A 23,734-nucleotide genomic window follows, 5' to 3' on the forward strand; every position below is an offset into this window, starting at 1 on the left:
GTCAGTCCCCGTCCAGTGAGTTGAATCCGGCGCTGATACCCAGTGTCGGGCCAAGCTCGGTCGAGGCGATTTGGCGGATATCGTTGATCGACTGCTGCAATGCCTCGACCCGGAACCGACCCTGCGGATCGGCTACGCCTGCAAGTGCCGGATCATCCAGCGCCTGCGCGCGGTTGATGGCCTTGTCGAACGCGCCATCCAGATCAGACGCGATCTGCGGGTGATCTGCCGACAGGTGCGCCGCCAGATGGCGCAGTGCGATCAAAGACAGCTCAACATGGCGCAGGGATCGTTCAGAGCGGCGGGCTTCGGCGCGGTTCGGGCGGGGGCGGTCAAAAGTGCCCATCGGGCGGCCAAGGCGGGTGTCGCCGGTGAATTCCAGACCGGTGACCAGCGCCTTGTACAGCTCTTGCATCGCTTCGTCGCCGGACCGATAGGGGCTGTTTTCGCCCGGTTGTGTCAGCGCCGTTGCAAAGCTTGTCCAATCGTCCTTCATCGCGCGGGCGTTCAGATCGATATCTGTGGCGATGGCCTGTATCAGAGCGCAGCGGTGGATGTCGTTGCCCTGATCTGCAAAGCGCGGATCGTAAAGCATCTGTTCCAGCGCAAAGAACCCCCTTGCGGCGATCGAGGTTTCGGCAAAGGCTTCGGGGGTTTCGACGGCGTCGTCTTCGGCGGCGATCAGACCGGACAGGGCCTTGGGCGTGAATCCTTTGGTATCCGGCCAGAACGCCAGCGCAAAGGCCCGGTCGCCGGTTTCCGAGGGGCCAAACCGCAGATGGCTGACCGAAATCCAGCCGTCAAAGGCCGTGTGATAAGCCGCGCGCAAATCGGGCGACGTCGCGGCGCAATCGGTGCGCGCCGCCTGTGCCAGTGCCCCTGTCGTGTCCGCAAATGCAGCGAAGCCGGGTAGGACATGGTCCTGAACCGTAGCGGTCAGGATCGGACCCCGGTCCTGTGCCAGCGCAGGGAGGGGCAACGTCAAGGCCAGAGCAAAGGCAAGCAAACGCATGGGTCAGAGGCTTTCGAGAAAACGGATCAGGGCATCGCGGTCGGGTTTGGGCATCGCCACAACCGTATCGCGGGCAGCCTGAGCCTCGCCCCCGTGCCACAGGATGGCTTCGAGCAAGGTTTGCGCGCGGCCGTCATGCAGGAACTGAGTATGGCCCGAAACCTGCCGGGTCAGACCGATCCCCCACAGCGGCGGCGTGCGCCATTCGCGTCCGGTGGCACGGGCTTCGGGGCGGCCATCGGCCAGCCCTTCGCCCATGTCATGCAACAGCAGGTCGGAATAGGGCCAGATCAGCTGAAAACTATGCTCGGGCCGGTCTTCCATGCGATGGGTGACGAAAGCGGGTGTGTGGCAAGAGACACAGCCGGTGTCGTGAAACACCTGCTTGCCGCGTAATACTTGCGGATCGTCCACATTCCGACGCGCCGGAACGCCCAGATTGCGGCTGTAAAAGGCCACCAGATCCATGCCCAACTGGTCAACTTCAAACACGCGGTCGTCGCCATCGCCATGCCGAGCGTTCACACAAGCCGCTTGCGCGTCGGTGCAGTCACCATGACCCGCAGGGTAGAGCGGGCTGGAAATGCCGATGTCGCCGGAAAAAGCCGCCGCCGATTGCTCCATGATCGTGGGCATCCCCGCCTTGAGGCCGAACCGGCCCATCATCGGCGCGCCAAATTCCTTTGACCAGACGATGTTCGGGCGTCCGGAAATGCCGTCCCCATCCGCGTCATCGGGATCGGCATTGGCCAGCAAATCCTCGACCGGGACCGCCTCGAGCAGGCCCAGGCCGATCATCTGCGGCGCCACCCGCGGGCTGAGCATGGCCCCGGGGTGCAGCGGGCCGTATCCCAGATCTGCCGCCTGATAGGTCGGCTTGCGTAGGGTTACAGTTTCGCCATCGGACAGGGTCACGGCGACATCTTCATAGGTAATGTCCAGCCGGTATTCCGCCGCGTGTCCGGGCAGGGCCAGATCCTGCATCTGGCCGCCATAGTTCGGCTCGGGTTGGGTGGCGATATAATCCTCGATCTCGTCATAGTCGTCACCGCCCGGGATCGAGACGCGCAAGAACATGGAGGTCGCATTGTCGCCGGGTCCGGCGGGCGTATGGCCGCGCCCGTCCTTGATGTGGCAACGTTGGCACGAGCGCGCATTGTACAGCGGCCCCAACCCGTCCGAGGCCAATGTGGACGCGGGCGAAGACACCCAGATTTTCTTGAACAACCCGTTGCCGACTTTGAAGTCCAGCTCCTGCTCAAAGCTCAGGTTGCCGGAGGGTTGCGAAAACGCATCGGCATCTGTGCGGGCGCGGACTGTGGCGGCCCCGGCGGGCAGTTCCTCGAACCGTTGCGGCGCGCTGAAATCTTCCGGTGCCACGATGGCATTGGCGATCCGGGCGCGCTCATCCTCGGTTCTGGGGTCGAAATTGAGGTGGTGATCCTGCAGATCGGCTGCGAGGGGAGGGGTGGCCGCTAGGGCGGCCACCGTCAGGATGGCAAGGTTACTCGCCTTCGTCCATTTTCGATGCGTTGAGTTGCGCATAATTGGCTTCGCCAATCCTTTCGTACAGGTCGAGCTGCGTTTCGAGGAAATCGATATGCCCTTCTTCATCCCTGAGCAATCCTTCGAACAGCGACATAGAGACGTAGTCGCCCGCCTCGCGGCAATAGTCGCGTGCCTCGGCATAAAGCGCGCGGGCATCAAGTTCCGCGGCGAGGTCGCATTCCAGTGTTTCTTTGGGGGTCTGGCCGATTCTCAGCGGGTCCAGATTCTGCAGGTTGGGGTGACCTTCCAGGAAAATGATCCGTTCGATCAGCTTGTCCGCATGCTCCATTTCTTCGATGGATTCTTCGCGGCTTTTCTTGGCCATATGGCCCAGGCCCCAATCCTCCTGCAGGCGGTAGTGCAGCCAATATTGGCTGACCGCGGTCAATTCATGCCGCAGAGATTTGTTTAGATATTCTATGACTTTGGCGTCGCCCTTCATCCGTATTCTCCTGTGTGGCTCCGGTGCGCAAAGCACGGAGTTGCATGGGGACTTCCAGATTATCGTTTGATCGCATTGTGTCTAGAAAAAGCGGCATGCAGCCACCACAATCCGCTGATTTTCCAAGGGCATGGTAGATCTTGCCCGGGGTGATCACTGTATCCGGGTCGGACGTGCGCATCCAGTCTATGGCGGCACGGATTTCGTGGTCAGATATGTTGGTACAGTGACAAACGATCATAGCGAATCTAGGCTCGATAGGTTTCTTACTTAATTAGTAAGGTACTTTGTTTCTGTCCAGTCACAAACTTGCGTGGTCAGGAGGCCGGAAGCATGAGTTCGCCACGCTTCCGGCCGGAGATGAGTTTATTGGAAGACCGCGTTAGGGTTGTCCAGGCTGTCCGAACCTTCAATTTCGATCTGATCCAGTTCCAGCGCGTTGACGATCCGCTCGATGGTCTTGGTCTGGTCAACCAGCCCGTCGACGCCACCCATGATCAGCAACTCACCGCCTTCATTGCCGCGTTCCAGCATCTGGTCATATGCGAAACCGGCTTCGGCGGTCGATTTCAGACGACCCAGCGCCTGCATGGTGTTGGCCAGCTTGACCTTCATTTCAGCGTCCAGTGACGGATCGGAAGCGATCACCAGATCCGACAACGACGCGCCGCTGACCGGGGTGCCGTCGATACGGGTGTAGCTGCCCAGATAGACGTTCTGAATACCCAGCCCATCATAGTAGTGGCTGTTATGGGTGTTGTCCGAGAAGCAATCATGCTCTTCCTCGGGGTCGTTCAGCATCAGGCCCAGACGCATCCGTTCGCCGGCCTGCTCGCCATAGGACAACGAGCCCATGCCGGTCAGGATGGCGCTTACACCTGCGGTTTCATCTGCGGACAGCGCGGCGCGGGCCTCGCCGCCTTCAGCCCATTGAGCTGCCATCCATTCCAGGTCGCTGACCAGCAGCTCTGTCGCGGCATTCAGGTACTGCGCACGACGGTCGCAATTGCCGCCTGTGCAGTCGTCACCCTGGACATAGTCGGTGTACGAGCGGTTGCCCGCACCGGCACCGTGGCCGTTCATGTCCTGGCCCCATAGCAGGAATTCGATGGCGTGATAGCCGGTGGCGACGTTTGCCTCGATCCCGTCGGCTTCGTGCAGGGTTTCGGCCAGCAACTCGGGGGTGATCTCGCTGGCGTCGATGGTTTCGCCGGACAGCTCAAAGCTGGAGTTGGCGACCACGTTCAGCGCGGCGAACTCGTTCTCGTCCGTCGGGCCACCATAGGACGCGTCGACATAGTCGATCAGACCCTCGTCCAGCGGCCATGCGTTCACTTTGCCCTCCCAGTCGTCAACGATGGTGTTGCCGAAACGGTAGACCTCGGTCTGCTGATAGGGCACCCGCGCGGCGACCCAGGCGGCACGAGCTGCGTTCAGCGTGGCATCCGACGGTTCGGCGATCAGGGCGTTCACGGCCTGTTGCAGAGCTTTGGCCGCGATCAGGCTGTCATCGAATTTGGCTTCGGCAATGTTCGCATAGGTGGTCAGAACATCACCCTTCGACGGGGCGTCGGCGGCAACGGATGCGGATGCGATGCCAAGGGTCAGGGCGCTGGTAGCGGCGAAAAATCGGGTCATGAAGGCGACACTTTCCTGTCAGGTAAAATTTCACAGGCGCCGCCTTTGCGACGCATACTTCCTGATACCTGAGTTATTTAGTCGCCTATGTCAACCTGAGTTTTATTCTCGGATTAGCTGATCCTTGCTCTCCCCTTATTTGGCGGGGTCGCGTGGTCCGGGCCGAGATTGCGCCAATTTAGAAACATACTAAAATAAACCCCGTGATTCCCTGGTAGGTGGTGCCTGTTTATGAGAAGCGCAGCTCTCGCCCTGACTCTGATCCCTGTAGTCGCCCTGTCGCAGACGCAAGCGGGGATTGAGCATGAACATGGCGCGGGTCATCTGGACATCGCTGTCTCAGGGGCCGAGCTGTCCTTGTCGCTTGTGGTGCCTGCTGCGGATATCGTCGGATTTGAGCGCCCGGCGCAAACCGATGAGGACCGGGCCCTGGTCGCCGGAGCGATTTCCGATCTGTCCAAACCGCTGGAATTGTTTGTCCTTTCGGAAGACGCCGCCTGTTTCACGGCAACTGCCAACGTCACGCTATTGGCAGAAGGACTTGGTCCCGAAGCCGGAATCGCCCCGTCCGAAGATCAGGACCAGCACACCGAATTTCAGGCCGACTACCAGATACAGTGTCAGACGGTTGACGTGATTGACGCCATCGGTTTTGCCTATTTTGAGCGTTTTCCGAACGCTTTGAAACTGGTTGTAAAGATCGAACAGTCCGGCAGAATCCAACTGCATGAGGTCACGCGATCCATGCCGAACCTGCCGTTGTAGGCAACCCGCGCAGTTTTTCTTGTGGTCGTTATGTGCTGCCGCCCCGTGCCGGGGCAGTTCAGGCTTCGATGCCGACGAAAAGAGAGCCTCTCAACTGTTGTGCACCGGGTCGCCTTCCAACCTTTGAGTGCCCACATCCGTCTGACGCGTCGAGATGTGTGGCAGCGGCTTAGGAACAGAAACTCGCAAGCCAACATCGCCGGAGACTTGGCCTACGCGAAATCAGTTTCTCGCGTTGGGCGGTTTGCAGCCCAAACCCACCAATGCTGCACGATGCATCAGCGTCGGCTTGCGTTGTATTGTGTTGGAAACAGGGATAGGTTCCCGGCGTGAAGTTTGCTCGAGCCATAACTGCATTGCTGCTTGTCGCTTTGTTGGTCCTGATGACAGGGCTCGGCGACCGCGCGCATGCGATGTTTGAGAACTGCAATGGTGGGCATTGCGCATATCACCTGCACATGTCTGCAGGCGACCACCATGCCGGCCATGCTTCAGTCGCGCCAGGCGAAGGTGCACCGCATCAGCCAGACGGCGCGGCGCACGAAGGATGCAACCCGTTCCTATGCAATGTCATCGCGCTTGCGACTCCGGCTTCCGAAACCAAACTCAACCAATCGGCGGCCGTTTTGGCATGGCAGGTTACAAGCCTCTCGACGCTTGATGAACCGGACAACCCGGACAGGCCACCTAACCCTTGAAACAGATTTCCGACGCTGTTCACGGCAGTGAACACGTTCCAGTGTGCTGCAAATTATTTGCGGCCCCACTCTGTTACACAAGGTTAGGACCAGTACATGAACCGAAAATACCTCGTAATCGGCGCATGCGCCGTGGCAGCCGTCGCTGCCTATATCACTCTGCGCCCCGCCCCAGTTGACGACACCGCGCAGTCGGCACCTGCCGAGGGGGCTGCGATGGTGGCCATCCAAATGCCGCCTATCGAAGGAAATGCGGCGATCGGACAACGTATATTCGAAACCGCGTGCGCCGCGTGCCACGGAACTAACGCGGTCGGCGTCGAAGGCGCCGGGCCGCCACTGATCCATGTCATCTATGAGCCCAGCCATCACGCAGACGAATCCTTTCAACGCGCGGTCGAAGTGGGCGTCAGAAGCCATCACTGGCAATTTGGCGATATGCCGCCAGTTGAAGGCCTGACCCGTGGCGACGTGGCGATGGTCATCGACTATATCCGCGAAATCCAGCGCGCCAATGGAATAGACTGAGGAACCTCCGAATGAAGAAGCTCGCTACAATTTCATTGATGTCCACGCTTGCCACAGGCGCTTTTGCCCATTCGAACGTAGATACCACCACACCCGAAAACGGCGCAACAATTGCCGAAGTGCCTGCTGAGATCAGTTTCAATTTTGCGGATGATATTTGCCTGACAAAAGTTGACATGGTCCATCAGGATGTTCATGCCGTCACGCTCGATCTGGGAGATCAGACCAGTTTTGGCCGCACGTTCAGGCTGCCGCTTCAAGGCATGGGTGAGGGCACCTATCGCATCGAATGGCGGGGCCTGGGTGCGGACGGCCACGCCATGCAGGGCGAGTTCACGTTCACAGTGGATTGACCATGCCCGATATCTGGGGAATAGGCGTAATTCTGTCCAAGCTGATGCTTTATGTCGGCATTGGTGGTGCGGCTGGTCTTTTGATCATCCGGGCTGCTTTTGCTGATATTGTGTCACCCCTCAGCGACAGGATGCGTGTGCAGGTCGCGCTGTTGGCGGGGCTTGCGCTGGCTGCTTCTGTCCTTGGTTTCATGCTGCGCGGGGCCGCCCTGACGGGCGGAGCCGATGGCATGACCGATCCGGAAATGCTGGGTCTGTTGTGGCAGACCCCGGTTGGCGACGTTCTCGTGTTTCGGATCATTGGGACGGTTTTAATCATCGGGGGCGTGTTTTTCCCTCTCGTCGGGCAATGGATCGCGCTTGCCGGTGGAATGCTCGCCCTGTGGTCCTTTGCCCGGATCGGGCATGTCCCGGAATTGGAGGTAACAGGCGTTCGTTTCCTGTTGCTTCTGCACCTGTTGGGGATTGCGTTTTGGATCGGCATCCTCGGTCCGCTGCATTTCTTGTCGCGACAGCCGGAACATCTGGGCAATGCAGCCACGTTGGGGCATCGGTTCGGGCAGGCAGCTTCGGTTTTAGTTCCCGCATTGATTTTGGCGGGGCTGCTGATGGCCTGGGTGTTGCTGGGTGATCTATGGGCGCTGACGACAACAGGATACGGGCAAACGCTGCTGATCAAGCTTGCACTTGTCGGCGCAGTCCTGACGCTGGCAACCGCAAACAAACTCTACTTCGTTCCCGCCATGCAGGCGGGGGACGAAAAAGCCGCGCGCCATTTGGCGCGATCCATTGAAATCGAAACTGCGGTCATTCTGGTGGTGCTTGCGGCCACCGCGACGCTTACCAGCGTTCTGACCCTGCCGAATTGAGGAAATCCATGAACAGACGAGACTTCCTGATCACATCAAGCGCGGCGGCACTGGCTCCGCGCATCACTTTTGCATCGGCATCCGTGGAGTTGGTTGCAAAGCCGGTCATGGCACAAATCCTGCCCGCGCGCGATCCGGCGACCCCGATGCTTGGCTTTAACGGCAATACACCCGGTCCGGTACTTCGCGCCCGTCAGGGCGGTACATTTGATGTTCGGTTCCTGAACCGGATCGGTGAAGGCTCGGCGGTGCATTGGCATGGGATGCGCATTGACAATGCGATGGATGGCGTGCCGGGAATGACCCAAGACGTTGTCGATACGGGCGCAGAGTTTAAATACCGCTTTCAGGCACCCGATGCGGGGACGTTCTGGTATCACTCGCACAACCGATCGTGGGAACAAGTTGCCAAGGGTCTCTACGGCCCGCTCATCGTTGACGAAATAGCGCCACCCGATGTGGATCACGATCTGATCGTAATCATTGACGACTGGCGCATGACCGAAAGCGGCACGCTCGCCGACGGTTTCGAGAACATGCACGATCAGGCGCATCAGGGGCGGCTGGGCAATTATGCCCGTGCGCTGGTAGAGCCAAATACGCCGGTTCGGCGCGGTGACCGCGTGCGTTTGCGGTTGATCAACGTTGCGACAGACCGGATATTCCCGATTGAGCTTGAAGGTGTCGACGGCAAAATCGTTGCTTTCGACGGTATGCCCCTGCCGCGCCCGCAAGTGGTTTCCAACCTGGTTCTCGCACCGGCTCAGCGTGCAGATGTCATTGCGGATGTCACGTCAGCCGGTCAGATCGCTTTTGTCTTTCCAACGCGCGACGATCCCTACCTGCTGGGTGAAATCCCGGTTGAGGGGGTGAATACCATGCGGCAACCATCCGGGATTCCCGCACTGCCACCAAATGAGCAGAAACAGCCGGATCTGGACACTGCCGTGGTTCTGACGCTTACCATGCAAGGTGGGGCGATGAGCCGCCCCGCAAGCACGCAAACAGATATTTGGGCGTTCAACGGGCAATCCGGCCTGACGGATACACCGTTTCACAGGTTCGAACGCGGACAAACGGCGCGCATTCATCTGGTGAACGACACCCGATTCCCGCATGGCATCCATCTTCACGGGCATCATTTCTTTGAGGTCGGGACGGACGCCAGCTTGGGCGCATTCCGCGATACAACGCTTGTGGATGCAGGCGGAACCCGCGACATCGTTTGTGTGTTCGACAATCCTGGCAAATGGCTGCTGCATTGCCACATGCTGGGGCATCAGGCGGCGGGCATGAAGACATGGGTGGAGGTCGCATGAGACGCATTCTGACCCTCGTTGCCTACTGTATCGCGACTGGCGCATTTGCCGGCCACGAACTGGACGGTCGGGATTTGACCAATGGGCAGGCTCTATACGCCGAACAATGCGCATCCTGCCACGGGGCACATCTGGAAGGTCAGCCCAACTGGCGCACACCCGACGAAAACGGCGTCCTGCCTGCCCCGCCCCATGATGAGACGGGCCATACGTGGCACCACGACAATCAGCTGCTGTTCGACTACACCAAACTTGGTGGCGCGCAGACACTGGCAGCACGCGGCATCAAAGACTTCAACAGCGGTATGCCGGGTTTCGCGGGCGCGTTGACTAACGATGACATATGGGACGTTCTGGCTTATATCCGCTCTACCTGGCCCGACGATGTTCAGCAAATGCAGGCCAGCCGCAACCTGCCGCACGAGTAAAACCGGGGCTGCTGGTGCAGATTGCGGTATTGCCAAGCCGGTACGTCGCGCACACGCATCGGACGGCAATGCCGTCGTGACGTAGATGTCCAACAGGATTTGTAGCGCTAAAAATGGATGGGTGTAACGCGCGAAGTCACAAAGAGCGCGATCAGCAGGATCACGTAGGTGCCAAGGACCCAGAGGAACATGGAGTGCAAAGGCAGCGTCTTCATGCTCATGCTGTGACCGGGCATTTCCTCCATTTCGCCATGGGACATACCATCCATCTCTGAAGACACGTGACCGTTGCCGGGCGCCGGACCATCGGCCCCCGGTAGGGTCATGCATCCGTGTTTCAGGTGATTTGCGACCAGCCAGTAATTGACCGGGTATGCAACAAAACCGCCGACAATTGTTGCCAGGCTCATACGAAACCAGAAAGTCGGCGAGAGCGGATCTTCTGATTCAGGCCAAGCCGCCGCCAAAAGGACCATTGTCGGAATCATGCCGGTCATCACCATGTTCATCGACACGGTCTCTGCGAAAAACGTCTTTCGGACCGCTTGCGAGTAACTTCCATACATCGAAAGCATCATCAGAGCCTGAAAGATGAAAAGCCCCGAGACGAAACCGAATATGTATTCGACGGCGATGTCCCATCCATTCGGTAGCGCGAGGAAATGAACCAGGATTGCAGCAACAATGATTCCTGTGGCGTCTCCTGCCAAACAGTGCATTTCGCTGTTGACCCCTTGTTTCCACGTCGCGCGCGTAAAGCGGTCATGCCCGCCCGGAAACGGTCGGCGGCAGGTGGTCAAATAAAAAAACAAGCCGACTGGCCCCGTGTAGACCGTCACAAGAATCCAGGCCATGCGCTGAACCCAACTGGTCACGCCATTGCTTGCCGAATCCCAAACAACGAAACTCACGCTGGCGCCGGTCAACAAAAACCATACAAGCATCGCACCGTTGAGCACATCGAACTCCCTAAATTGCGAACCCTGCCAATGGCACGAAGTATCGGCGCGGAAGCGAACTCAGGCAATACGAGACACATATTGCGATCAATGGGTAAAGGATCTTGCGCAAGCCGGTTATTTGGCGGCTTGGATCGCTCGTCTTCGATGGCCGAATGATAAGGAATGGCTGCTTTGGGAATACTGTCTTTGGCGGGGCGGCAGCTTCTGGATAACTTGGGATTGCTGAACGTCATTTCCACACTCAATGCGTTAGGCGGCTATCTATAGGATGCGCGAACCAACGAGATCGTCTGGGACCAAATTTTGTGGATTGATGGTAGCGGAGGAGGGACTTGAACCCCCGACACGCGGATTATGATTCCGCTGCTCTAACCAACTGAGCTACTCCGCCATGAGTGAGAGGCGATTTAAGGGAGGGGCCGGAGAGGGTCAAGAGGGAAAAGGCGGTCACAGCCGGATTCTTTTTTACCCCGATCAAACCGCCTTGGGCTTGGCGCGGGCGGCTTCGGCGATCCGGCGGATGAACGCGGCACAGGTGTCCGGCTTGGTGATCAGGATCATGTGACCCGCCCCGTCGATCCGCTCGTTGCTCAAGCCGAACTGTGCCATCGGATCGCCTTGTGTCCGAGGTGGCAGGATTGCGTCCTGCGTTCCGTACAGAATCCCTCCGGGCACGGTCAGCCCACCATATCGCGCCATCTGCGTCTCAATGCTGGCTTCAATGCCCAAAACATCCTGCGACCCGGTGATATAGGCCGAGGGCCGCAGCCCCAGCGCTCCGCCAGCGCGGTCGAGGAAATCGGCAGGCGCAGGTTCAGGGGCGAAAACAACACCTAACGTATGCGGTGCGGTTTTGGCAGCCAGCGGAACGGCTAGGGTGTTGCCGATCAGGCTCCGCAGCCACTCGGTACGAATCTCCAGCGGTTTGAAGACCTGCGGCGTGGATGGCAGCTTGTGCGTCAGAGGCGCCAGCAGGGCCAGGGCCCTGACCTTTTCAGGTTGGTCCAGCGCCATCGCCAGCGATACCGCGCCGCCCAGCGAATGGCCGACCAGAATCGCGTCAGTGATGCCCTTGGCGTCCAGAAGCTCCTGTATCATCCGCCCCTGTTCGGGCAGGCGCCCCAGATTGGCCGAATCCCGGGTCGAATACCCGCAGCCAGGCCGGTCGACTGCAATGACGTGGTAGTCATCGGTCAGAATATCGACCAGCGCATAGGTGAAATGCTGCAACTGTCCGGTCAGGCCGTGGATCATGACAATGGTCTGGTTTGACGGATCACCCCGCTCGACATAGTGAATGCTGCCTCCGTTTACGGGGATGATATCGCCCAGCTGCGGGACTCGCTTTTGGCCATCAGCGGTCAGTTTTCGGGTCCACAGGCTCATGCCGATGAAAAACGCAACGATCAGAACGAGGATAATCAAAAAAGTCATCTCAGCGGTCTCCGCCTTGGGGTGGGGCAGGGTGGTAATGTTCCAGCCCGGACCGGGCCATACGCTTTTCATACTCGGATACGGTGCCCGGCCAAAGTGTTGTATTGCGGCCCTCGTCGTCCTGATACCAGGAAGAACACCCGCCCGCCTGCCAGACACTGTCTGTGTGTCGGTCTCGCATCTCTTGCGTAAAGGCCGCCTGTTTGGATGGGTCGGGGGTGATGGCGTGCAGCCCTTGGCGGTGCATCTGATCCAGCACGCGGCCGATATGGCGGACTTGGGCCTCGATCATCAGCACGACCGAGTTGTGCCCCAACCCGGTATGCGGCCCCAGCAGGATGAAGAAGTTCGGAAACCCAGTGATGGCGGTACCCAGATTGGCCTGCATACCCTCGGCCCAGGCAGCGCGTAGGGTCAGTCCGTCCGCGCCGGTGATATCCAGACGCTCGGCCATGTCGGTCACATGAAAACCGGTGCCCCAGATCAACACGTCCGCGTTGACCCGACTGCCATCCGACGCAATGATCTGATCGCCGTCAATTGTGGCCACCCCGTGCGGAACCACCGTCACGTTGTCCCGCGCCAAGGTCGGGTACCAGTCATTCGAACTGAGGATACGTTTGCACCCGATCCGGTAGTCCGGGGTCAGGCGTTGGCGTTCTTCGGGGTCGGTGATCGCCTTCTCAAGCGCATGGCGCCACATCTTCATGGCGAAATTCACCATCCGCTCTTCGCCACGAAATACGCGGTGTCGGTATTCGAAGATCATGTAGATCAGCTTGCGCCTGAGACGCGGCAGCGCCGGAACGCGCCGATAGAGGTTGCGGACCCACGGCGCAATCGCCCCGTCCGGGCGGGGCAGGACATAGGGCGGCGTCCGCTGGAAGATGGTGACATGCGCGGCTGTTTTCGCAATTTCCGGTACGAACTGCACGGCTGAGGCGCCGGTTCCCACCACCGCGATGCGCTTGTTTGCGAGGTCCGTGTCATGGTCCCACTCGGCGGAATGAAAGCGTGGGCCAGGGAAGCTGTCGGCGCCGGGAGCATTGGGAATGCTGGGATAGTGCAGTGCGCCGATGGCCGAGATAAGAAACCGCGCCGTCCAGCGTTTCCCGTCGTCGGTTTCCACCTGCCAGCGGCTTCCGTCCCATCGGGCAGATTCCAGCCGTTGGTGGAAGTGGCACAGGTCATACAAGCCCTCATCACGGCAGACCTTCTGCAGATAGGTCTGAATCTCGGCCCCGCCCGCATAGGCGCGGCTCCAGTCCGGGTTCAGGTGGGTCGCCATGGAATAGAGGTGCGAGGGGATATCGCAGGCCACACCGGGATAGGTGTTTTCACGCCATGTTCCGCCGATATCCCCCGCTTTCTCAAGGATCGCAATATCGGTGATCCCGCACTTGCGGGCCTCCAGCGCCATGATCAGCCCCGAAAACCCGGCCCCGATGATCAACATGTCCGTGCTGCGCTCCATGGGCCCGCCCCTCCCAAAGCGACCGTTATGGTTCGGTCAGACTATATGCCGGAAAGGGTTTGTGAACAGCCTCCCGTAGGGTCGGGGACGGGTGTTCGATCAGAGTTTTGCCATCGGACCCGACCTGGCTGTGCTGTGCTCTGGCGGCATTCCCGATGTGCAGGTGCTGTGCGGCGCGCAAGGCGGGCGACTGATCAGCTGCGGTGGTTTGAAATGCGCCCGGAAATCATGATCCGGGTGCAAGATCAAGCATCGCATGAGCCAGGCTAAGCCATGTGTTAGATTTTTTCCGCGCAAAACCCTGAGTTCAGTGCGTTAAAAGTGTATTTTTTAATCACGTCTGGGGGTAGTGTCGCAAATCTACCGAATATGTCGGTTCCAAAGGGATCAGCCGGAAAACGCCGATATAGGCAGGAAAACCAGCAAATGCATCGTTTGGGTGGCAGTTCGGCCATTTTGCCCAAATGGAACGAACAGGGACCTGCCCCGCCAGAGGATGATGATGCACCTCAGGGGATCGGGTCGAAGACAAGATCAAGATTGGAAGCTCGCGTAAAGATGAGTTCAATCCAGCTATACAGTCAACACGGAGGAAAACATGTCGCTACCCGAACCATTTACGGATGTTGAGATAGAAACGGCCGATGCCGGTTTCTATGAGAATTACAGCGTCCCCATCGCGCTGATCAGTAAGGCCATCATGGTTGGACTGGTGCTTTGGGCACTTGTCTTCCCGGCCAATGCCAACAGCACGCTTGGAAGTTGGAACAGCAACATCCTGGCAAGCTTTAACAGCTTCTATGTTGTTATCGTCGGACTATTTTTCTTCTTCCTCGCCGTTGTCGCCATCATCCCGGCCACCGGACGGCGCGTCATGGGAGCCCCGGGTGAAAAGCCTGAGTTCTCTAATTTCTCATGGTTTTCGATGATGTTTGGCGCTGGTCTGGGCGTGGGTCTGATGGTTTTCGCCACGGCCGAGCCGCTGGGCCTGTGGGGGTCGAACCCTGTAACCGTTGCAGGTGACGTTGTCCCGAACGAGCCGGAAGCAATCCAGTCAGCTTACCGCTACACGTTCCTGCACTATGGTTTCCATGCCTGGGCGATTTATGTGGTGACGGGTCTTTCGCTGGCCTACTACGCCTATACGCGCAATATGCCCCTGACTATCCGGTCTGCTCTGACACCCTTGTTCGGGCGTCTGATGAACGGGTTCCTGGGCCATGTCGTTGACGTTCTGGGTGTTGTGGCAACTATCCTCGGTGTGTCGGTGACTATCGGTTTTGGCGTCAGCCAGTTCATCGATGGCGTCTATGCAATCACCGGAATGGGATGGGTGATGGACCTGGGCGGTGATGTTCCAACGCCCAGCAAGGTTGGCCTGATCGCAGGTCTGGTTGTCATCATGACACTGTCGATCATTTCGGCCGTATCCGGTGTTGGTCGGGGCGTTAAGTACCTGTCGAACCTGAACCTGGTACTGTCGATCATCCTGCTGGGAACGTTTATTGTGTTCGGTTCCTTCGTCTTTGCCATGACCACCTATGGCTCGGCGATGGTCGACTACATCATCCATTTCGTTTCCATGAGTTTCGGTGCCTACGGCCCGATGTCTGCGGATGCTTTTGCCGCTGGTTTGCCTGAGGCTGCACAGGCCCATGCTGATGATCTGATCGGCGGTGCGACCAACGCCTGGGGCAGCTTTGACGGTTTCAAAAGCGGTCTGGAAGGCGCAGCTGCTGAACTGGATGAAGAAACCCTAGCCGCGGCCTATGCTGCGGGTGAACAAGGCCGTCAGTTCGGTTGGCAATCTGGCTGGACCACGTTCTACTGGGCCTGGTGGATTGCGTTCTCGCCCTTTGTCGGCCTGTTCCTGGCGCGCATCTCCAAGGGCCGTTCCGTGCGCGAGTTCATCCTGGGCTGCGTGTTCGCACCGGCGCTGGTGTGCTTTGCCTGGATGACGGTTCTGGGTGGCACCGCGATTGATCTGGAACTGGCCGGTCAGGCTGAAGGTGCGATCATTGGTGCCTCAAACACCAACAAGCTGTTCGTGACGCTGTCCTACATGATCGACGGTGGGCTCTTGTCCATGCTGAACGTTATGTGCGTGATCCTGATCATGACCTTCCTGGTGACCTCGGCGGACTCGGGTATTCTGGTGATGAACACCATCATGTCCGGTGGTAGCCAGGAAACCGGCGTCAAACATCGCATCATCTGGGGTGTGATCCTTACGGCTGTGATCGGTGCGCTGATCCTGGCGGCGGGTGAAAACAACCCGATGGACGCCTTACGCAATGCGATGATCATCGGCGCACTGCCCTTTACCATGGTGATGGGCCTGATGATGGTTGCCCTGACTAAGGCCCTATACCGCGACAGCCTGCGCGACAAGCACGGGGTTGAGACACAGGCGGCCGAATAAGACCTCGTCAAAGATCAAATCAGGCGCCGCCCCTATGGGGGCGGCGTTTTCTGTTTCAAAAGCGGTGTCGCTTCCTGCAAGCAGATATCGCAATCAGTGAGGTGAAATGTCCGCGAATCCCCCAATCTGGGAAGCAAGATTGGAGGATTGCCCGTGAACATTCGAACCGCGTCCCGTGCTGGTGGCCGTTCAGCCCGCCGCGCCCTGCGCACCGCCCCGAACTTTGAAATGCTGCCCGGCCTGACCCGCGGTATCCCCGTGTGCGAGGTGATGGACGGCAGTCAGGTTGAACGCATCGACAGCGCCTCGATGGACATTCTCGAAAATGTAGGGGTCCAGTTTCGCGACCCCATAGCGCTTGGGGACTGGAAAAAGGTAGGCGCCAGGGTCGAGGGTGAGCTGGTCTATCTCGACCGCGGACTGGTGCGCGAATTGATCGCCACGATCCCCGGCGATTTCACCTATCACGCGCGGGACCCGAAAAAGAACGTACGGCTGGGCGGGCCGCATTCGATCTTTGTGCCGATGACCGGAGCGCCGTTCCTGCGCGATCTGGACGATGTGCGCCGTAACCCGACGCTGGACGATCTGGCGATGTTCCACAAGCTGAGCCACATGCTGCCCGCGCTGCATTCCAGTGCTCATCACATCGTCGAACCCTATGATCACCCGATCAGCCAGAGGCATCTGCGGATCACCTATTCCTCGATGAAACATTCGGACAAAACGTTCATGGGCATGACCACTTCGCCCAAAAACGCCGAGGATGTGATGGAAATGTGCGCCATCCTGTTCGGCGCGGATTTTCTAGAGGACCACCCCGTCACCACCGGCAATTGCAACGGCAACTCGCCGCTGGTCTGGGACGAAACCATGCTGGGTGCGATGCGCGCCTTTTGCCGCCGCAACCAGCCGGTCCTGTGCTCTCCTTTCGTGCTGGGCGGGGCGAACACGCCTGCCAGCGTTCCGGCCACGGTGGCGCAACTGAACGCCGAGGCGCTGAGCGCGCTGGCCTACACGCAGGTCATCCGCAAGGGGGCGCCTGCGATCTATGGCCATTACCTGTCGACCGTGTCGATGAAATCCGGTGCACCGATGGCGGGCACGCCCGAGATCAGCCTGATGAACTTCATGATCGGTCAGATGGCACGCTATTACGGCGTGCCGTGGCGGACCTCGAACACGCTGGGCGGGGCCAAGACGTTCGACGCGCAGGCGGGGTACGAATCCGCCACGACGCTGCAGGCGGTCGTTCACGCCGGTGCCAACTATATCTGGCACAGCGCGGGCTGGAACGAGGCCGGGATGCATTGTTCGGTCGCCAAGTTCATCGTCGACGCCGAGCAGTGTGCCATGGCCTATCGTATGGCCGAGGGTCCGAAATGGCACGATTTCGATCAGGCCATCGCGGCGGTGCCCGATGTCGGCCCCGGCGGGCATTATCTGGGCCACCCGCACACGCAGGACAACTTTCAAAGTGCCTTCTTCATGCCTGAACTGTTCGACAACAACTCGATCGAACAATGGCAGGCCGAAGGCGGCGTTGAGATCACCGAACGCGCCCTGAACCGCGCCCGGTCGTTGCTGTCCGAATACCAGGAACCCAAGCTGGATGAGGCCAAGAATGAGGCGCTGCTGGACTACATCGCCCGGCGTGAGCGGGAAATCCCGGCCGCTGACGAACTGAACCAAACCTACTGAGGAATTCTCCCTGCAACTCACCTGCCCGGACCATCGGGCGGGTTTTTTATCCAACCGGAGGGAAGATGGATCTGAACGGAAAATCCGCCCTGGTGACCGGGGCTGCCGGCGGGATCGGCGCCACCCTTGTACAGCGCCTGCGTCAGGCGGGCGCGCGGGTCGCGGTGGCCGACCGTGTGACCGAAGGGATCAAAGCAGAGGCCCATCTGTCCGGCGATCTGCTGGACGTATCTTATGCCGATGCGCTGCCCCGCAATGCAGCCGAGGCCTTGGGTGGTCTGGATTTCGTCATCAACAATGCAGGCGTCATTGCGCGCGGTTCGGTCACCGAAACATCGGATCAGGACTGGGCGCTGTCGCTGGGCGTAAATGTCGAGGCCCCGTTTCGTATCTGCCGGGCTGCAATCCCGATCCTTGCCGCGAACGGAGGCGGCGCAATCGTCAACACCGCATCCTGTTGGGGCCTGCGGCCCGGCCCGAACCACGCGGTTTATTGCATGACCAAGGCCGCGATCGCCTCACTGACTCAGTGCATGGGCATGGACCACGCCCATCAGGGCATCCGCATCAACGCCGTCTGCCCGAATGAGGTGAACACGCCGATGCTGCGCTCGGGCTTTGAAAAGCGCGGGTTCGATCCGGATACCGCCGTGGCCGAACTGGGCCAGACCGTTCCGCTGGGTCGCATCGCCGAGCCCGAGGATATCGCCGACGTGGTGATGTTTCTGGTCTCGGATTCTGCGCGCTATGTTTGTGGCGCGTTGTTGGAAGTGAACGGAGGGAAGCCGGTCTCATGAGCCGATTTGAGGGCAAGACCGCGCTCGTTACTGGCGGGCGCAGCGGAATCGGCCGGGCCATTGCCGCGCGGCTGAGGCTGGACGGGGCGCGTGTGTTCACGGCACAACGCGGCTCTGATCCCGATTTCGATGGTATCGCGGCCGATTTCAGTGATCCCGACGACCCGCAAGCCGTGGTTGATAAGGTGATCGACCGGGCAGGACGGCTGGACATTCTGGTCAACAATGCCGGGATGATGCAGGAGGCATCGGTCGTTGAGATGAGCCTTGAGGACTGGCAGCGCAACCTGGCGGTCAACCTCACCGCGCCGTTTCTGCTGATCAAGGCGGCACTGCCGCATCTGCGTCAGGCGGGCGGCAACATCGTCAATATCGGGTCGATCGAGGGGCTAGGCAGCAATCCCGGCCACGCCGCCTATTGCGCGACCAAGGCCGGGCTGCACGGATTGACCCGCGCGGTGGCGGTGGATCACGGGGCCGAGGGCATCCGCTGTAACGCTGTCGCGCCGGGCTGGATCGATACTGAACTGAACCTGGATTTCATCGCATCGATGCCGGATCCCGAAACGTTCCGCGAGGATATCAAGCGTATCCACCCCATCGCCCGAACCGGCTCACCCGACGAGGTCGCGGCGTTGGTTGCGTTTCTCGCCTCGGACGAGGCCAGTTTTGTCACCGGGCAGATCTATTCCGTCGATGGCGGACGCATGGCCAAGCTGAGCCTGCCCTGATCACTCGTCCCGCGCCTTCCACTCCTTCCAGCGCAGAACGGCATTTGCGCCGATCTCGCGGAAAGGCTGCGGTGGCAGGCGCTTGGGTTGATCTTCGGCCTCGAAATACCCGGTGATGTCCGAGCTTTGAGTGCAGGCGCGTTCTGCGGCTGCGATCCCGGTCAGGGTTCCGCGTGCGGTGCCCAGCCCGTTCTGGACGCACCCGGAATAAACCCCCGGTTCAATTTCACGCGTGACCGAGACGCTGTTGAGGCTCAGGCACAGGTGACCGGCCCAATGGTACTCCATCTCAATCCCCGCCAATTGCGGGAACCGCTGGTCGAACTTGCGCTGCATCACCTTTGATGCCCGCGCCAGATCGCGTGTGGTCGCCGCCATGCCGGGGCGCAGCGCCGCGCAGGTGCGGGTGATGACGCGATTGCCGCCCTGTCCGCTGTCGATCCGTCGCATCGTGGTACCCATGGGATCGGACGGGGTCACACCCCATCGCGGCTGTCCTCCCAATAAGGTCAATGCGTCGGCGTCCAGTTCCGGCGTCATCGCGGCAAACAGGAACAGTTGCATCAGGCGGTCACGCTCGATACCGAAGCTTTCCAGATGGCCGTTGACCGTCAGGATCACCGCGCCCGTGCTGACCGATCCACGCTGGGTTTGCACCTGCCACGTGCCGCCTTGTTTTTCGAACCCGGTGACGGCTGAGTTTTCGTACAGCCCCACACCATCCCCGACCAACCCGGCCGCCAACCCGCGAATGTAACCCGCAGGCTGTAACATGACCGTGCCAGGTGTATAGAGGCCGGACCGGTAGTGGTGCGAGCCGGTCAGGTCGAGCATCTGCTGCGGGTCCAGCATATTGCTGGTTTCACCCAGCGTCTCCAGATGTTGCGCATAGCTGACGTTATGGGCGTGGCCTGCCGCGCTGGCCGCACCGTTCACCTTGCCCGCCGGATCAAAGAAGTTCGGGTCGATCCCGTATTGCTCGACCGCTGCGCGGGCAAAGGCGATCGCCTGCCTGTTCAGCGCAATCATCACCTTGTCATCGCCCGCCCCGGCGTAATCGTCCGAAGCCAGATCATGCGGCAGGTCGATCATGAAACCCGAGTTCCGTCCCGCTGCGCCCTCGGCCACGCGTCCGGCCTCAAGAACGACGATCCTGGCATCGGGCTGCAGTTGGGTCAGGCGCCGGGCCGCCGACAGCCCGGCGAACCCGGCGCCTACGATGGTGAAATCGGCGGTCAGGTCACCGTCCAGTACCTGCGCGGGCGGCCGAGCGCCAAGGATGGCGCTCCACGCCGCTGGTCCGCGATGGACCGGCAGGGTTCTGGCGGTATAGGCGCTCAATCGACCGCCTCATCCGCGTCATCGGCCAAATCGATCCAGATGGTTTTCAGCTGGGTGTACTGGTCATGCGCGTGGACCGAGTTGTCGCGCCCGCCAAAGCCCGACTGCTTGTAGCCGCCGAAGGGCGTGGTGATGTCGCCTTCCCCAAAGCTGTTCACCGTCACGGTGCCCGCCCGGATGGCGCGCGCACCGCGGATGGCGCGTTTCGCGTTGGCGGTAAAGATCGAGGCACACAGACCATATTCGGTGTCATTGGCGATCTTGATGGCCTCGTCAAAGCCGGAAACCTCGATCACCGACAGGACCGGGCCGAAGATTTCTTCGCGCGCAAGCGTGGAGTCGTTGCCGGGCACTTCGACCACGGTGGCTTCGACAAACCCGTTCTCGGCCTTGCCACCGATCACCACATTCTCGGTCTGCTTCAGATAGCCGCAAACCTTGTTGTAGTGGTCTTCGCTGACCAGCGCGCCCATGCGGGTTTCGGGGTCCAACGGGTCGCCGATGTTCCACTGTTTCGCGTGGTGCGCGATGCGTTCCAGCAGTTCGGCCTTCACATCCTTATGCACGATCAGGCGGGACGAGGCCGAGCAGTTCTCGCCCATATTCCAAAACGCACCGTTGACGATATGTGCGGCCACACGGTCGAGGTTTTCGGCGTCGTCCATAACGATGGCGGGGTTCTTGCCGCCCATTTCCAGTACCACCTCTTTGGCGTTGCTTTCCGCCGAATAGGTCAGGAACCGCTTGCCGGTGACGGTCGAGCCGGTGAAAGACACCATGTCGACATCCATATGCCGACCTATGGGTTCGCCCACATTCGCACCGCCACCGGGGACGATGTTCAGAACGCCGCGCGGCAGGCCGGCTTCCATCGCCAGCTCGGCCAGACGCAGCGCGGTCAGCGTGGTTTCCGCCGCAGGCTTCACCACGACCGTGCACCCCGCCGCCAGCGCAGGCCCGATCTTCCACGCCAGCATCAGCAGCGGGAAGTTCCAAGGCAGCACCAGACCAACGACGCCAATCGGCTCGCGCACGACCATGGCTATGTGGTCGTCACTGGCGGGCGAGACCTGATCATAAATCTTGTCGATCGCCTCGGCGTGCCATTTCAGGCAGTGGATGGTTTCAGGTACGTCCACGGTTTCGCAGTCATAGATGGTCTTGCCGCTGTCGATGCTCTCCATCACCGCCAGTTCACGGGCGTTGCGGGTCATCAGTTTGCACAGCCGGATCAGTACGTCCTTGCGGTCTGAGGGGGGGAGTTTCGACCAGCGGCCATCGTCAAACGCCTCGCGCGCCTTTTCGACGGCAAAGTCCACATCCGCCGCGCCGCAAGCGGCGATATCGGCAAGCTTGTCGCCGGTCGCAGGGTTCACCGTCTCGAAGGTTTCACCCGAGATCGCCGGACGGAACGCGCCGTCGATAAAGGCGCCGGTTGGCAGGGTCAGGCCCGCGGCGATGGATTTGTACTCGTCCTGTGTCAGCAGATCCATGTCTCTTACCCTTCAGCCACGATGTCAGCGATAGTCTTTTTCAGCACGCGGGTCACTTGTTCCAGCGCGCGCTTGTCGTCCTTGTTCAAACCCTTCAACGGAGCCCGCATTACACCTGCGTCAATCCCGTTCATGGTGACGCCGTGCTTGATGGTCTGGATGAACTTGCCGCCCTGTTCCAGCACCCGCATCAACGGCATCATGGCAGACATGATCCGGCGACCTTTGGCGAAATTGCCCTCGATCACGCAGGCATTGTAGAGCGCCACATGTTCGACCGGCAGGAAGTTCGACCCGCCGCAGACCCAGAACGGCGCACCCCAGGCGAAAAACTCCAGCGCCTGATCGTCCATGCCGCAGCCCAGTTGGATATGCGGGTAGTCGCGGGCCAGCAGGTGTACCCGGTTGATATCGCCCGAGCTTTCCTTGATGCCGCAAAAATTCCGGCTGCGGCCGACGCGGTCAAGAAATTCCTCGCCCATCATCGTGCCTGTGCGGTGCGGGTAGTTGTAGAGCATCACCGGCAGGTCAGCGGCCTTGTCGATTGCCAGCGCGTTCAGCGCGTTTTCGCGGTCGGTGGGAACCGAATAGGGCGGGCTGGCCAACAAAATCGAGTCCGCGCCGATCTCACGCGCACCAGAGGCCAGTGCAACCGAATCCGATGTCAGCATCGCGCCGGTGCCGACGACTAGCGGCAGTCGACCCTTTAGGCGCTCATGCGTAAACCGCGCCAGTTCCAGTCGTTCATCGACCGTCTGCGCATAGTTCTCGCCGGTCGAACCGCCCGAGATCATCCCGTGCACATCGTTCTCGATCAGGTATTCGATCACGTCGGACAGGGCGTCCCAATTCACGCTGCCATCCTCGTGATAGGGCGTGACCACAGGGGTATAAATCCCTTCAAATCTGAAAATCGGGTTCATTCCGTCCTCATGCAGGTTTCGAAAGGGGCGGGACGCCCATCGGGACATCCAGCGCATCGGGCATCACGAACAGTTCGATCTGATCGCGTGACAGGTTCCAGTGATCCTCGGCCAATTGCGCAGCAGCCGCCTCGTCGCCCGCCTCGATGGCGGCGATGATGGCGTCATGCTGGGTGCTTGCTTGGGACAGGTTTTCGGACATTTTGGCCGTCTGCGGTCGGTAAAAGGTCATCCCGATCCGGGCGTGATCGATCAGCAGCCGGTTGAATGACGGCAGCAGGTAGACATTGCCGGACATCGCGCCGGTCACGTCGTGAAACCGGTTATTGGCCATCGCCCGATCCTCGGGCGATCCGGTGCGCAGCGCGGCCTTGAACTCCTGCTGCGCCTCTTTCAAATCCTCAATCTGCGCGCGTGTCGCGTTTTGAGCCGCCAGCCGCAGGACCGCGCCATAGACCATCGGCGCGGCCAGAAAAAAGTCGCGCAGTGTCGTGTAGGACATCTCGGACACGCGGGCGCTGCGATTGGTGCGCAGGTCCAGATAGCCTTCGCCCGCCAACTGCCGGAACACCTCGCGCAGCGGTGTGCGCGACAGGCCGAAGGCATCGGACAGATGCGCCTCGTCCAGGTCCGCACCCGGCTTTAGGCGCAGGGTCAGGATGGACACCCGCAGATGCTCGGTCAGTTGGGCTTTGCGGGATTTGGCATCGTCTTTCATCCATCCCTCCTCAAATGGGTCGTGCGAATCGCATCGCAGCTTGCGTGCACATTCTGTACTCTAATAAAATACAACTTGTATACAGAAAAAAATCGTGCAGCATAGACCATCGACTACGCCAAGCTGAACGGAACGCCT

At 60.0% G+C, this 23,734-nt stretch carries 23 protein-coding genes and 1 tRNA gene; 11 read left to right on the plus strand and 13 right to left on the minus strand.

Annotated elements, in window-relative coordinates; genetic code table 11:
- Position 1 precedes the first annotated feature (1 nt).
- The 5 genes from ACOQFT_RS14580 to ACOQFT_RS14600 all read right to left on the minus strand — a co-directional run bounded on the left by ACOQFT_RS14580 (position 2) and on the right by ACOQFT_RS14600 (position 4,640).
- A complete protein-coding gene (locus ACOQFT_RS14580) occupies positions 2-1,012 on the minus strand; it encodes an imelysin family protein (RefSeq protein ID WP_421598617.1) in 1,011 nt (336 codons plus the stop codon).
- 3 nt (positions 1,013-1,015) lie between these two features.
- Positions 1,016-2,557 carry a di-heme oxidoredictase family protein gene (locus ACOQFT_RS14585; protein WP_421598618.1) on the minus strand — a complete coding sequence of 514 codons (1,542 nt, stop codon included), beginning with the start codon at positions 2,555-2,557 and terminating at the stop codon, positions 1,016-1,018.
- The gene (bfr, locus tag ACOQFT_RS14590; RefSeq protein WP_421598619.1) at positions 2,517-3,002 is read right to left on the minus strand and encodes a bacterioferritin; all 486 of its coding nucleotides are present in this window, start codon (positions 3,000-3,002) and stop codon (positions 2,517-2,519) included. Before bfr ends, ACOQFT_RS14585 begins: the two co-directional genes overlap by 41 nt.
- Complete coding sequence (locus ACOQFT_RS14595; RefSeq protein WP_421598620.1) at positions 2,950-3,243, minus strand: (2Fe-2S)-binding protein; 294 nt, start codon at positions 3,241-3,243, stop codon at positions 2,950-2,952. The genes bfr and ACOQFT_RS14595 overlap by 53 nt, the downstream gene beginning before the upstream one ends.
- A 125-nt stretch (positions 3,244-3,368) precedes the next feature.
- On the minus strand, positions 3,369-4,640 hold the full coding sequence (locus ACOQFT_RS14600; RefSeq protein ID WP_421598621.1) for an imelysin family protein: 1,272 nt from the start codon (positions 4,638-4,640) through the stop codon (positions 3,369-3,371).
- A gap of 231 nt (positions 4,641-4,871) precedes the next feature.
- Here ACOQFT_RS14600 and ACOQFT_RS14605 point away from each other — a divergent pair, with 231 nt between their 5' ends.
- From ACOQFT_RS14605 to ACOQFT_RS14635, 7 genes are all read left to right on the plus strand, one after another.
- Positions 4,872-5,405, plus strand: a complete 534-nt coding sequence (locus ACOQFT_RS14605) for a ZrgA family zinc uptake protein (protein ID WP_421598622.1) — start codon at positions 4,872-4,874, stop codon at positions 5,403-5,405.
- 329 nt (positions 5,406-5,734) lie between these two features.
- Positions 5,735-6,103, plus strand: a complete 369-nt coding sequence (locus ACOQFT_RS14610; RefSeq protein WP_421598623.1) for a hypothetical protein — start codon at positions 5,735-5,737, stop codon at positions 6,101-6,103.
- Between the two features lie 96 nt (positions 6,104-6,199).
- The gene (locus tag ACOQFT_RS14615) at positions 6,200-6,631 is read left to right on the plus strand and encodes a cytochrome c (RefSeq protein ID WP_421598625.1); all 432 of its coding nucleotides are present in this window, start codon (positions 6,200-6,202) and stop codon (positions 6,629-6,631) included.
- 11 nt (positions 6,632-6,642) lie between these two features.
- Positions 6,643-6,984, plus strand: coding sequence for a copper resistance CopC family protein (locus ACOQFT_RS14620; RefSeq protein ID WP_421598626.1), 342 nt, complete (start codon positions 6,643-6,645; stop codon positions 6,982-6,984).
- 2 nt (positions 6,985-6,986) lie between these two features.
- The gene (locus tag ACOQFT_RS14625; RefSeq protein ID WP_421598627.1) at positions 6,987-7,853 is read left to right on the plus strand and encodes a copper resistance D family protein; all 867 of its coding nucleotides are present in this window, start codon (positions 6,987-6,989) and stop codon (positions 7,851-7,853) included.
- Between the two features lie 8 nt (positions 7,854-7,861).
- Positions 7,862-9,172: a multicopper oxidase family protein gene (locus ACOQFT_RS14630; protein WP_421598629.1), complete on the plus strand. Its 1,311-nt coding sequence runs from the start codon at positions 7,862-7,864 to the stop codon at positions 9,170-9,172.
- Positions 9,169-9,600, plus strand: coding sequence for a c-type cytochrome (locus ACOQFT_RS14635; protein WP_421598630.1), 432 nt, complete (start codon positions 9,169-9,171; stop codon positions 9,598-9,600). Before ACOQFT_RS14630 ends, ACOQFT_RS14635 begins: the two co-directional genes overlap by 4 nt.
- 107 nt (positions 9,601-9,707) lie before the next feature.
- On the opposite strand, the gene ACOQFT_RS14640 is transcribed toward ACOQFT_RS14635, so the two are convergent.
- The 4 genes from ACOQFT_RS14640 to ACOQFT_RS14655 all read right to left on the minus strand — a co-directional run bounded on the left by ACOQFT_RS14640 (position 9,708) and on the right by ACOQFT_RS14655 (position 13,470).
- On the minus strand, positions 9,708-10,559 hold the full coding sequence (locus ACOQFT_RS14640) for a DUF4396 domain-containing protein (RefSeq protein ID WP_421598632.1): 852 nt from the start codon (positions 10,557-10,559) through the stop codon (positions 9,708-9,710).
- A gap of 317 nt (positions 10,560-10,876) precedes the next feature.
- Positions 10,877-10,953, minus strand: a tRNA-Met gene (locus ACOQFT_RS14645).
- Between the two features lie 83 nt (positions 10,954-11,036).
- Positions 11,037-11,996, minus strand: a complete 960-nt coding sequence (locus tag ACOQFT_RS14650) for an alpha/beta fold hydrolase (protein WP_421598634.1) — start codon at positions 11,994-11,996, stop codon at positions 11,037-11,039.
- A 1-nt stretch (position 11,997) separates the two neighbouring features.
- Complete coding sequence (locus ACOQFT_RS14655) at positions 11,998-13,470, minus strand: flavin-containing monooxygenase (RefSeq protein ID WP_421598636.1); 1,473 nt, start codon at positions 13,468-13,470, stop codon at positions 11,998-12,000.
- Between the two features lie 598 nt (positions 13,471-14,068).
- On the opposite strand from ACOQFT_RS14655, the gene ACOQFT_RS14660 reads away from it, so the two are divergent.
- The 4 genes from ACOQFT_RS14660 (at position 14,069) to ACOQFT_RS14675 (ending at position 19,121) form a co-directional block, all read left to right on the plus strand.
- Positions 14,069-15,892, plus strand: coding sequence for a BCCT family transporter (locus ACOQFT_RS14660; RefSeq protein WP_421598637.1), 1,824 nt, complete (start codon positions 14,069-14,071; stop codon positions 15,890-15,892).
- A 153-nt stretch (positions 15,893-16,045) separates the two neighbouring features.
- Positions 16,046-17,593 (plus strand): trimethylamine methyltransferase family protein, encoded by a 1,548-nt coding sequence (locus ACOQFT_RS14665; RefSeq protein WP_421598638.1) that lies wholly within the window; start codon positions 16,046-16,048, stop codon positions 17,591-17,593.
- 65 nt (positions 17,594-17,658) lie between these two features.
- Positions 17,659-18,390 (plus strand): SDR family NAD(P)-dependent oxidoreductase, encoded by a 732-nt coding sequence (locus tag ACOQFT_RS14670; protein ID WP_421598640.1) that lies wholly within the window; start codon positions 17,659-17,661, stop codon positions 18,388-18,390.
- Positions 18,387-19,121: an SDR family NAD(P)-dependent oxidoreductase gene (locus ACOQFT_RS14675; RefSeq protein WP_421598641.1), complete on the plus strand. Its 735-nt coding sequence runs from the start codon at positions 18,387-18,389 to the stop codon at positions 19,119-19,121. The genes ACOQFT_RS14670 and ACOQFT_RS14675 overlap by 4 nt, the downstream gene beginning before the upstream one ends.
- On the opposite strand, the gene ACOQFT_RS14680 is transcribed toward ACOQFT_RS14675, so the two are convergent.
- The 4 genes from ACOQFT_RS14680 to ACOQFT_RS14695 are packed head-to-tail and all read right to left on the minus strand — an operon-like array spanning position 19,122 to position 23,596.
- Positions 19,122-20,462 (minus strand): NAD(P)/FAD-dependent oxidoreductase, encoded by a 1,341-nt coding sequence (locus ACOQFT_RS14680; protein WP_421598643.1) that lies wholly within the window; start codon positions 20,460-20,462, stop codon positions 19,122-19,124.
- A complete protein-coding gene (locus tag ACOQFT_RS14685; RefSeq protein WP_421598644.1) occupies positions 20,459-21,955 on the minus strand; it encodes an aldehyde dehydrogenase in 1,497 nt (498 codons plus the stop codon). Before ACOQFT_RS14685 ends, ACOQFT_RS14680 begins: the two co-directional genes overlap by 4 nt.
- A 5-nt stretch (positions 21,956-21,960) precedes the next feature.
- Complete coding sequence (locus ACOQFT_RS14690; RefSeq protein ID WP_421598645.1) at positions 21,961-22,878, minus strand: dihydrodipicolinate synthase family protein; 918 nt, start codon at positions 22,876-22,878, stop codon at positions 21,961-21,963.
- A gap of 7 nt (positions 22,879-22,885) precedes the next feature.
- Positions 22,886-23,596 carry a GntR family transcriptional regulator gene (locus ACOQFT_RS14695; protein WP_421598646.1) on the minus strand — a complete coding sequence of 237 codons (711 nt, stop codon included), beginning with the start codon at positions 23,594-23,596 and terminating at the stop codon, positions 22,886-22,888.
- Between the last annotated feature and the right edge of the window lie 138 nt (positions 23,597-23,734).

Origin of the sequence: Ruegeria sp. MALMAid1280 (genome assembly GCF_049195285.1) — a bacterium.
Lineage (GTDB): Bacteria > Pseudomonadota > Alphaproteobacteria > Rhodobacterales > Rhodobacteraceae > Ruegeria.

Excerpts from the sequence above, each read along its gene's own strand:
- ACOQFT_RS14580 (WP_421598617.1), bottom strand. The coding sequence starts at position 1,012 with ATGCGTTTGCTTGCCTTTGCTCTGGCCTTGACGTTGCCCCTCCCTGCG.
- ACOQFT_RS14585 (WP_421598618.1), bottom strand. The coding sequence starts at position 2,557 with ATGCGCAACTCAACGCATCGAAAATGGACGAAGGCGAGTAACCTTGCC.
- bfr (WP_421598619.1), bottom strand. The coding sequence starts at position 3,002 with ATGAAGGGCGACGCCAAAGTCATAGAATATCTAAACAAATCTCTGCGG.
- ACOQFT_RS14595 (WP_421598620.1), bottom strand. The coding sequence starts at position 3,243 with ATGATCGTTTGTCACTGTACCAACATATCTGACCACGAAATCCGTGCC.
- ACOQFT_RS14600 (WP_421598621.1), bottom strand. The coding sequence starts at position 4,640 with ATGACCCGATTTTTCGCCGCTACCAGCGCCCTGACCCTTGGCATCGCA.
- ACOQFT_RS14605 (WP_421598622.1), top strand. The coding sequence starts at position 4,872 with ATGAGAAGCGCAGCTCTCGCCCTGACTCTGATCCCTGTAGTCGCCCTG.
- ACOQFT_RS14615 (WP_421598625.1), top strand. The coding sequence starts at position 6,200 with ATGAACCGAAAATACCTCGTAATCGGCGCATGCGCCGTGGCAGCCGTC.
- ACOQFT_RS14620 (WP_421598626.1), top strand. The coding sequence starts at position 6,643 with ATGAAGAAGCTCGCTACAATTTCATTGATGTCCACGCTTGCCACAGGC.
- ACOQFT_RS14625 (WP_421598627.1), top strand. The coding sequence starts at position 6,987 with ATGCCCGATATCTGGGGAATAGGCGTAATTCTGTCCAAGCTGATGCTT.
- ACOQFT_RS14630 (WP_421598629.1), top strand. The coding sequence starts at position 7,862 with ATGAACAGACGAGACTTCCTGATCACATCAAGCGCGGCGGCACTGGCT.
- ACOQFT_RS14635 (WP_421598630.1), top strand. The coding sequence starts at position 9,169 with ATGAGACGCATTCTGACCCTCGTTGCCTACTGTATCGCGACTGGCGCA.
- ACOQFT_RS14650 (WP_421598634.1), bottom strand. The coding sequence starts at position 11,996 with ATGACTTTTTTGATTATCCTCGTTCTGATCGTTGCGTTTTTCATCGGC.
- ACOQFT_RS14655 (WP_421598636.1), bottom strand. The coding sequence starts at position 13,470 with ATGGAGCGCAGCACGGACATGTTGATCATCGGGGCCGGGTTTTCGGGG.
- ACOQFT_RS14660 (WP_421598637.1), top strand. The coding sequence starts at position 14,069 with ATGTCGCTACCCGAACCATTTACGGATGTTGAGATAGAAACGGCCGAT.
- ACOQFT_RS14670 (WP_421598640.1), top strand. The coding sequence starts at position 17,659 with ATGGATCTGAACGGAAAATCCGCCCTGGTGACCGGGGCTGCCGGCGGG.
- ACOQFT_RS14675 (WP_421598641.1), top strand. The coding sequence starts at position 18,387 with ATGAGCCGATTTGAGGGCAAGACCGCGCTCGTTACTGGCGGGCGCAGC.
- ACOQFT_RS14685 (WP_421598644.1), bottom strand. The coding sequence starts at position 21,955 with ATGGATCTGCTGACACAGGACGAGTACAAATCCATCGCCGCGGGCCTG.
- ACOQFT_RS14690 (WP_421598645.1), bottom strand. The coding sequence starts at position 22,878 with ATGAACCCGATTTTCAGATTTGAAGGGATTTATACCCCTGTGGTCACG.
- ACOQFT_RS14695 (WP_421598646.1), bottom strand. The coding sequence starts at position 23,596 with ATGAAAGACGATGCCAAATCCCGCAAAGCCCAACTGACCGAGCATCTG.